Annotated in this window: 10 protein-coding genes and 1 pseudogene; 10 read left to right on the top strand and 1 reads right to left on the bottom strand. The window is 26.8% G+C overall.

Annotated features, from left to right (window positions below):
- The 5 genes from Q5F54_RS06630 to Q5F54_RS06610 form a co-directional block, all read left to right on the top strand.
- The coding region (locus tag Q5F54_RS06630; protein WP_302334130.1) for a response regulator transcription factor at positions 1-580 on the top strand (580 nt) is incomplete at its 5' end.
- Positions 581-643: 63 nt separating this feature from the next.
- Positions 644-1573, top strand: coding sequence for an LCP family protein (locus Q5F54_RS06625; RefSeq protein ID WP_302334129.1), 930 nt, complete (start codon positions 644-646; stop codon positions 1571-1573).
- Positions 1574-1878: 305 nt separating this feature from the next.
- Entirely contained in the window at positions 1879-2430 is a 552-nt protein-coding gene (locus Q5F54_RS06620) for a chromate transporter (RefSeq protein ID WP_071120054.1), read from the top strand.
- Positions 2427-2993 carry a chromate transporter gene (locus Q5F54_RS06615; RefSeq protein ID WP_288523789.1) on the top strand — a complete coding sequence of 189 codons (567 nt, stop codon included), beginning with the start codon at positions 2427-2429 and terminating at the stop codon, positions 2991-2993. Before Q5F54_RS06620 ends, Q5F54_RS06615 begins: the two co-directional genes overlap by 4 nt.
- Before the next feature lie 387 nt (positions 2994-3380).
- Complete coding sequence (locus tag Q5F54_RS06610) at positions 3381-3680, top strand: DUF3892 domain-containing protein (protein ID WP_288523790.1); 300 nt, start codon at positions 3381-3383, stop codon at positions 3678-3680.
- A 110-nt stretch (positions 3681-3790) separates the two neighbouring features.
- Here Q5F54_RS06610 and Q5F54_RS06605 read toward each other — a convergent pair whose 3' ends face one another.
- Positions 3791-4393, bottom strand: coding sequence for a hypothetical protein (locus Q5F54_RS06605; RefSeq protein WP_288526952.1), 603 nt, complete (start codon positions 4391-4393; stop codon positions 3791-3793).
- 146 nt (positions 4394-4539) lie between these two features.
- On the opposite strand from Q5F54_RS06605, the gene Q5F54_RS06600 reads away from it, so the two are divergent.
- The 5 genes and pseudogenes from Q5F54_RS06600 to Q5F54_RS06580 all read left to right on the top strand — a co-directional run.
- Positions 4540-5121, top strand: coding sequence for a hypothetical protein (locus Q5F54_RS06600; RefSeq protein WP_288523792.1), 582 nt, complete (start codon positions 4540-4542; stop codon positions 5119-5121).
- 164 nt (positions 5122-5285) lie between these two features.
- Positions 5286-6113, top strand: a complete 828-nt coding sequence (locus Q5F54_RS06595) for a flavodoxin family protein (protein ID WP_281537456.1) — start codon at positions 5286-5288, stop codon at positions 6111-6113.
- Positions 6114-6516: 403 nt separating this feature from the next.
- Entirely contained in the window at positions 6517-8505 is a 1989-nt protein-coding gene (locus tag Q5F54_RS06590; RefSeq protein WP_302334128.1) for an adenosylcobalamin-dependent ribonucleoside-diphosphate reductase, read from the top strand.
- A 193-nt stretch (positions 8506-8698) separates the two neighbouring features.
- Positions 8699-9367: a hypothetical protein gene (locus Q5F54_RS06585; RefSeq protein WP_288526609.1), complete on the top strand. Its 669-nt coding sequence runs from the start codon at positions 8699-8701 to the stop codon at positions 9365-9367.
- A gap of 216 nt (positions 9368-9583) precedes the next feature.
- Positions 9584-9889: pseudogene (locus Q5F54_RS06580) on the top strand (oxaloacetate decarboxylase subunit alpha); the annotation flags it as partial.

Genomic DNA, 9889 nt, shown 5'->3' with positions numbered 1-9889 from the left:
ACTAATAATAAGAAAGGGTATAGTTGAAATTTTATCAAAAGAAAACTATGTAGACACTATAAAAGAAAGTCATAGATACACAGATATATACAAGGATGAATATGATTTATTAGTCATAGACTTAAACAAAAACAACAAACAGTATTTACATGATATAGAAAAACTAAAAAAAGAAAAAAATATAAAGGTTATGGTTTTAGATTTTTATGAAGATAGAGTATTGTTTTCAAAGTGTATGAAAGCTGGAATTGATGGATACATATTAGCAAATATAGATTCAGAAGATATTGGATATGCTGTTAAGCAATTAAGCAAAGATAAAAAGTATTATGATGCTGAGCTTATAGAAAGTTATATTTCTAAAGATGAAAATGAATGCATGGAAGATTTAACAAAAAGGGAAAGAGAAATATTAGTTTGTATAGCTCAAGGTAAAAGTAATATAGAAATATCAAAAGAACTTTTTATAACAGAGCACACTGTAAAAAAACATACAAGTAATATATTTTCAAAGCTTAATTTAAAAGATAGAATGCAAGCTGCATTGTATGCTTATAATAATGGAATTATAGGATTTTAAGCTATGCACTATTGTGTATAGCTTAACTTTTATGATTTAAAAATATACTAGGGAAGTGACAATATGAACAATATAAAAAAAATTACAATAGCATTAATTTCAATACTAATAATAATACCATTAATGGGAATTGGGTATGTATATTTTAAGTTAAATTCTATGTATGATAAAGAAGAAGCAAAACAAATAAATACAACAATTGAAGAGTCAGAAAAAAATAAAAAAAATGGAATAACTAATATACTTTTAGTTGGTGTAGATGGCAACAACATGGAAAAAGGTAATAGATCGGATGCTATGATGATTGCTACAATAGATGAAAAGAATAATGATATAAGAATAACATCATTAGCTAGGGATACTTATGTTGATATAGAAGGATATGGTACTGAAAAGTTAACACATGCATATGCTTATGAAGGAGCAAGTTTGCTAATAAGTACAATAAAGAATAATTTTGGAATAGATGTAGATAAATATATAGCAGTTAGTTTTGAATCCTTTGAAAAAATAATAGATATATTAGGTGGCGTTGAAATTAATGTATCTGAAAAAGAAGTTAGCCAAATAAACGGTGTAAATAATTCAGGTATTCAAACTTTAAATGGTTCACAGGCACTAGCTTATAGTAGAATAAGATATATAGATAGTGCTTATGAAAGAGATAACAGACAAAGAACTGTTATAGAAGCTTTATATAATAAATTTGCAAATGGTTCTAGTGGTAATATTATGGATATAGCAAATGAAGTTCTTAGATACACTAAAACTAATATGGCTCCACTTGAAATAGTATCTATTGCAAATAAAGCTATAAAGATAAAAGATACTGACTTTGATCAAGTTGAATTTCCTTTTGAAGAAGCGAGAAACGGTCATATGATGAACAATGAAAAAGGTTGGGTAATCGAGTGGGATAAAGATTATAATAAAGATAAACTTAATAAGTTTATATATGATTATGCTAATTACAAAGAATCATATAATAATTAAAAAGATGTGTAAATTATTTTGAAATCTGTTATAATAGATTTATATAAGAAAAGCTTAGTGCGGGAACACTAAGCTTTTCTAGAACATTTATTTTGTTTTGGGACTATCAGATAAAAATTTAGAAAATATTTAAGAATTTAGCACTTATCTTGTGAGGAGGGAGTGCTTTTTTCTTTACCTTATAATTTGAATAGAGTTTAAACTCTTAGCCTTTAAATTTTTTATAAAACACCATAAAAGCATAGACTAAAACTTGAGTAAGTAGTAAAATTTAACAGTAAAATAAAATTTGGGGAGATGTAAAATTGAAAGAATTAATGGATTTATTTTGGACATTTTGTAGGATAGGTGGTCTTACATTTGGTGGAGGATATGCAATGTTACCTATGCTACAAAAAGAAGTTGTTGAAAATCGAAAATGGGCAACAGAACAGGAACTATTAGACTACTATGCAGTAGGTCAAGCAACACCTGGAATAATAGCAGTAAATACTGCAACTTTTGTAGGATACAAAGAAAAGGGAGTAATAGGAGCTATGTTTGCAACTTTTGGAGTTGTATTTCCTTCATTAGTTATAATAATGTCTATAGCAGGATTTATAGACAATTTTTCTGATTTAAAAGTCGTTCAACATGCTTTTTCTGGAATAAGAATAGCAGTTGGTGTACTTATACTTAACGCACTTATAAAACTTGTAAAAGGCTCTGTTAAGGATATACTTGGAATAATATTATTTGTAGCTACGTTTATAGCATCATCATTTTTAGATATATCTGTAGTTTATATTGTTATAGCTGCAGCGTTAATAGGAATTATAAGTGATTTTGTAAATAGAAAAAGGGGTATTAAGCAATGATTTATATAGTATTATTTTTGGAGTTTTTTAAGGTTGGATTATTTACTATAGGAGGAGGTTTAGCTTCTCTTCCGTTTTTATATGAGTTAGCAGAAAAATATACTTGGATTAATAACTCTATGATTGCTGATATGATAGCAATATCTCAATCAACCCCAGGACCTATTGGTATAAATATGGCTACATATGCAGGATTTAAGGCAGGAGGAATACTTGGAGGAATTGTTGCTACATTTGCTATAGTACTACCTTCATTTATTATAATTGTCATAGTTGCAAACTTTTTAAATAAATTTAAAAATAGTAAGTTAGTAGATAGTGCATTTAAAGGTTTAAGACCTGCTGTTACTGGACTTATTGCTGTTGCTTGGTTTGAGATTATAAAAATATCTATAATAAATGTAAGTAAGTTTTTACAAACTAATAAATTATTTGATGTAGTTATAAACTTTAAGGCTTTAATAATATTTTTAGTTATATTTTTCTTAACTAAAAAGTTTGATAAGCATCCTATAGTTTTTATAGGTATAGGAGCATTAGCAGGTATAGTATTTAAATTATAATTTTAAAATTAATTATTAGTTGAGATAATTAAGTATTTATACCATTTAGGATTAATGTTTGTATATTTAAATATTATTTTGTATACCAGATTTTAATAAAGCTAAAAAGAAGTTAAAGAGTTTGAATAATTTTTTATTATCTTCTAAAAATAATTGTATATGAATGATAGTGAATATTTTAATTTCTTGTAATAATATAGCTCGCTCGATTATAATCTATAAGTTTTCCTCCATGCTAAAAATTATCGCCAACGATATATCCTTGCTCTCGCTATGGATACATCCGTTGCTTAAAATGTTGGTTAAACTTATATTATTAACTTTTCTAATGGGTAATTTAAATATGAACTAAAGTATTGCTATTAGGTTATTTATAGGAGGTATAAAATGGATTTTAAAAATGATGGAATGATAGGTAATTTACCTAAAAATATAAATAAAGAAGTACCAACTCCAAATGCTGATGCAAAGAGAATAACAAAGCTTGTAAAGCATGATGGTGATGTTGTTGGGTATGAGTTATCAAATGGTCAAAGGGTAAGCAAGGATGAAGGAATACAAATGGCTAAAATGGGGGAAATAGCAGGTGTTGCTGTTGCTACTAGAAAAGGAAATGAATATTTAAGAAGCTTACCAGATGAAAATGAAAATAATAATTTAGGTAATTTACCTAGTATAACTGATTAATAAAAAAGGTCTAAGATATATTATTATCTTAGACCTTTTTTAAATGAAGTATTTTACAGGCACGTCACTTTAGAAAATGTAAATTGTTGGAGACAAGAGTAAAGCTAAATTTAATCATTTTTCATTTGCATCATTAAAAAATGAATCAATCCCCATGGAAAATTAGGTGAATTAGCTTGAGTTACACATTCAACATTAAGAATTAAAGAAGCATCTAACACTATATACTCAGGAGTTAAACCTTCTCTTACTTTATAACCCTTAATATTATTATTTTTTCTATCTATTTCAGTAACTAAAAAAGGAAATGAAGTTCTGTTTACACATTTACCATTTTCAAGTTTTGTACATTGAGTTATTCTAACCACTCCATTACAAGATTTTATCATATCAAATATTGTAGGTTTTTCTTCTGGTTTATTATCAGGTTTATTTGATTTTATACATTCTACTTTTAGTATTTGGTCAGCTTTTAATACTATATCTTCATATGGTTTATCATCTTTTAATACAGTTCCTTCTATAAAATCACAAGTTTTATATAATCTTTTTATTTGTATAACATTTGTCTTAGTATTCATACACTGTCCATCAATTCTTAAAGAGCAGTAAGTAATTTTTAATATTTTACTGTTACATTGTTCAATTGCTTGATAAATATCATAAGGATTTAATGTCTTTAAATTAAAGTCAGGTCTTACATAATAGCTCAAAATAATCCCTCCCCTTGGTAAAAGGTGTCTATATTATACTATGACAAAGATTTAGAAGAGTTACTTTTATTATCTATATTGACATTGGAATATAAAGGAAGTAAAATGTAATTACATGTGTATATACAGAAGAAAAGGGGGATTTTATGAACAGTAAGTTAAACACAAAAGAAGTTATTATGGCAGCATTACTATGTGCTATAGGAATTATGATACCAATGATTTCACCAATAAAGATAGTGCTTGAACCAGCATCATTTACATTGGCAAGCCATGTTGCAATATTTATAGCTATGTTTATATCAACAAAAGTGGCATTACTTGTTACAGTAGGAACAACTATAGGATTTTTTATAGGAGGTTTTCCGATAGTTGTAGTGGCAAGAGCATTAAGTCATTTAGTTTTTGTAATTCTTGGAATGAGTTTAATTAAAAATAAGGAAAGTATTACTATTAAAGGATCTTTAGGAAGTTCATTTATTATAGGAATGATTCATGGTATTTGCGAAGTCTTAGTTGTTATACCATTTTATTTTAATTCATCTTTATCTCCAGCATATTATGATAAAGGCTTTTTACAGGGAGTTATATTATTAGTAGGAGTAGGAACGGTTATACATAGTATGTTAGATTTCTCTTTATCAGTATATATATGGAACTTACTTCCAAAAGGATTTGTAAATAAAATAGGTAAAGAAGAAAAATTAGGTAAAGTGCAAAAAGTCTAGGATATCCTAGACTTTTTTTAGTGTAAATAATCTATGATATAAATCTTTGATAATTATCACCTTAAATTTTAACTAAAACATATGTATAAATTGCACGCTATTGTCATATGGATATATTTAGAATATAAAAATTAATACTTTACATATAACATAGGAGTGATAATTTGAAGATATTAATTATACATGGAAGTCCAAGAAGGGGTAACACGTGGAAAATACTAAACAAAGTTAAAGAAAAAATAAATGAAGAAATTGATGCAGATTATGAAATAATAGAACTTAGTAAAATGAAAATACCAATGTGTACGGGATGCTTTAACTGTATATTAAAAAGTGAAGAAAAATGCCCACACTATGAAAGTATAAAATATATAAATGATAAAATTACTTGGTGCGATGCAATGATAATAACATCTCCAGTATATTCACTTCAAATATCAGGTCAACTTAAAAACTTTATAGACCATATGTCATACAACTTTCATAGACCTAAATACTTTAATAAAAAAGCACTTATAATAACTACAACAGGAGGCGTTAGGGCTAAAGAAATTGCTAATTATATAAAGGAAGTACTTACATTTTGGGGAATAAATACTACTTATAAATTACCAATAGTATATAGAGATAATAATTTAGAAAAATATGATAAGCAAATTGATAAAGTATTAAGTAAATTTATATATACCTTAAAAAATGAAAAAATTAAAGCTCCTACTTTTAAAACTGTTGCAAGTTACAATTCATTTAGGAGTATGTCTACAACATTTTATACTAAAGGAAATCCAGACTATGATTATTGGAAAAATAGTGAACTTTATAAATATCCATATCATCCAGATGTAAATATAGGCAAGGTAAAGAGCGTATTTGGGAATACACTTTACAAAGTTATTTCAAAACGAATGAAAAATAATAAGGATATGAAATATAACGAAAGAAAAATTAAAATTATAAAACGACTGCCTAAAGAAGAGGGAGTTAACTTATAGTGAGTTTAAAGACCTTATAGAAAATTATTTTGTAAAAGATTATGAAGAATTGGAAGATGATTATTACTTAGTGAAGGTTATAAGACCATCTAAGTGTAAGCAAGAGATGTATACTGATTATATAAGAATAATTAAATAAAGGATATAGTAAAAATAAACTTAGGAAATTTACAATCTAATTTATAATTCCTAAGTTTATTTTTATGTAGATAAATTGATAAAATATTTAATTTTATTATCATTTTAAATTATACCTAATTATAGCTTTTTCCTTTAAATACTATATATAGTATTTGAGTATAAAAATACAAAATAAAAATACAATATATTGTGTCAGGATAAAATTTAAAAGAATATAATAATATAGGATAATTTGACAAAAATGATGATAAGAGGTGTGTTTATGATAAAACTTGAAAAAAGAGATGGCACTTATGAAGTTTTTGACAAAAACAAAATAATAAATGCCATTTACAAGTCAACTATAAACAGCAAATATGGAATAGACAAAAATTTAGGGAAAAAAATAGCTGATAATATAGAAAAAATGGTTAATGAAAATAAGATAAACCTTACAGTTGAAGATATACAAGACAATGTTGAGGTTTTACTTATGGAATCTAATAGAAAAGATGTAGCTAAAAATTACATTTTATATAGAGAAAAAAGATCAGACATAAGAAAATCTAAATGGCAAATGGATGAACTTCAAAAATCTATTTGGGCTAATAAATATCAATATAACAATGAAACCTTTAATGAATGGATAGAGAGAGTATCTGGAGGAAATAAAAAAATAGCAAAATTAATAAGAGAGAGAAAATTCTTGTTTGCAGGAAGAATACTTGCAAATAGAGGATTACCTAAAGACGGCATAAAAGTAACTTATTCAAACTGCTATGTATTAAGTCCTCCACAAGATAACTTAGAAAGTATATTTGATACAGCAAAATATTTGGCAAGAACATTTAGTTATGGTGGAGGGGTAGGTATTGATATATCAAATCTAAGACCAAGAGGAGCACTAGTTCACAACTCTGCAAAAACTACTACAGGTGCTGTATCATTTATGGATCTTTACTCTATGACAACAGGGCTTATAGGTCAAAGAGGAAGACGTGGAGCTTTAATGATATCTATGGATGTAAATCACCCAGATATAGAAGAGTTTATAGATTTAAAAACTGATTTAGAAAAAGTAACTAAGGCAAACATATCAGTTAAAATAAATGATGAGTTTATGAAAGCAGTTTTAAATAAATCTATGTATGAATGTAAGTTTAAAGTAAAAGCTGACGGAGAAGAAATAGTAAAAGAAGTTGATGCATATAAGCTATTTATGAAGCTTATAACTAACAACTGGGACTTTGCAGAACCTGGAATACTATTTTGGGACAACATAGAAAAAAATCACTTATTAAGTGAAGATAAAAACTTTAAATATGCTGGAGTTAACCCTTGTGCAGAAGAACCACTTCCAGCAGGTGGAAGTTGCTTACTAGGATCTATAAACTTATCAGAGTTTGTAATTGCTCCATTTACAGAACATGCTATGTTTGATAAAGCTAAATTTAAATCATGTGTCAGAGATTGTGTAGTTGGATTAAATGAAGTACTAGAAGAAGGATTAGACCTTCACCCACTAAAAGAACAAAGAGAAAGTGTATCAAAATACAGACAAATAGGTCTTGGTGTTATGGGTATTGCAGATATGCTTATAAAGCTTAATATAAGATATGGATCAGATGAAGCTATTAAATTATGTGAAGAACTATCAAATATAATGTTAAATGAAGCAGTAAAACAATCAGCATTTCTAGCTAAAGAATATGGAACTTATGAAAAATATAATGAAAAGGCTTTATTTAAATCAAGTTTCTTTATAAATAATGTAAAAGAAGATGTAAAGGATTTAGTAAAAAAATATGGACTTAGAAATTCACAACTTCTTACAATACCACCAACAGGGTCAATATCAACAATGCTTGGAGTAAGTGGTGGAATCGAGCCAATGTTTAATTTATCTTACTTTAGAAAAACAGAAAGCTTACACAATGAAGATGTATACTATAAAGTATATACTCCTATAGTAAAAGAGTATATGGATATAAATGAAATAACTAATGAAGAAGATTTAGGCGATATATTTGTAACTGCTATGAACTTAAAACCAGAAGAAAGAATAAAAATGCAAAAGGCATGGCAAATAAATATAGATGCTTCAATATCATCAACAATAAATCTTCCATATGAAGCAACCGTTGAAGATGTTTACAATATATATGTAAGTGCATGGAAAAATAATTTAAAAGGAATAACAATATATCGTGATGGATGCAAAAGAAGTGGAGTACTTTTAAATGAAAAACCTAAAGAAAATATGAAGAAATAGAGAAAGAAGAAAAAATAAATGAAGAAGAAACAGAAAAATTTGTATGTCCAGAGTGTGGCAATGAATCTATAATACCTACTGGTGGATGTGGAATATGTCTACAATGTGGATATAGTAAATGTAATTAAAGGAAGGAATATATTTATTAAATTTACAAATACTATTGATGATAAACTTAAACAGGAGGAAAGCTATGAAAGCAAATAAAATGGTAGTTGCAGCATTATCATTAGCATTATCCTTATCAATGGTAGCTTGTAATAAAAAAGAAAATACACCAGCAAATGGTGATAAAACAACAACAGAACAAAATACTGCAGATACTACAAATAATGCAAACAATGATTATGTAGAAAAATACTCAAGATTTTATGGAGATACTTTAGGTAATTTAGGTAATTACAGAATGTATGAAACACCAGAAGCTACAACTGAGTACTACAAAACTAATCAATACCCAGGAAATGAAAAATACGTAGAAGAATTAAAAGCAGCATACAAAGATTCAAGAGATAAAATACAAACATTTGTTGATGATTTAAAAAATGATGCAAAAACAGATGATAAAGAAATTTCAGATATGAATCAAAAGTTAATAGCTGAAGGTGAAAAAACTATATCAAATATAGATGCTAGATTAAAGAATTTAGACAACTTACCTAAGGATATATATAGTAAATCACAAGATGACTTTATAAGAGCAGTTGATGAAGCTACAAAAGTAAAAGATAATACAACAAATGACTTTAACAACTTATTAGATAAAATGAATAAAGCTTTAGGAATAAATCCAAATGCAATGCAAAACCCAGGTACAATGAGCAATACAAATAAAAATACAAACACAGATACTAAAAAATAAATATATAAGCCTATAAAAATAATATTTTTGTAGGCTTTTTTATTAAATTTAAATAATAAAAAATTTTAGGGTTAAGTAATAATTGTATAAAATAACCTTAATACAAAATATAGAAAACTAAACTTTTAATCATATCATAATCATAAGATTTAATTCATATTAATACATTTATAGTATAATTTAAAAACATAAACTTGATAGGGGGAAAATCAATTTATGAAAAAATTAAAGATAACAGAAACATCATTAAGGGATGGACATCAGTCATTAATAGCAACAAGACTAAAAACCAATGAGATAATACCAATACTTGAAACTATGGACCAAGTAGGATATTATGCAATGGAAGTTTGGGGTGGAGCTACATTTGATGCATGTATACGCTTTTTAAACGAAGACCCATGGGAAAGATTAAGACTAATAAGAAAGCATGTTAAAAATACTAAGCTTCAAATGCTTTTAAGAGGTCAAAACTTATTAGGATATAGAAACTATGCAGATGATACTGTAGAAAAGTTCATT

The sequence above is a fragment of the uncultured Romboutsia sp. genome, assembly GCF_958366745.1.
In the GTDB taxonomy this organism is placed as follows: Bacteria; Bacillota; Clostridia; order Peptostreptococcales; family Peptostreptococcaceae; genus Romboutsia; species Romboutsia timonensis.
This window is presented reverse-complemented; position numbering and strand designations above follow the sequence as displayed.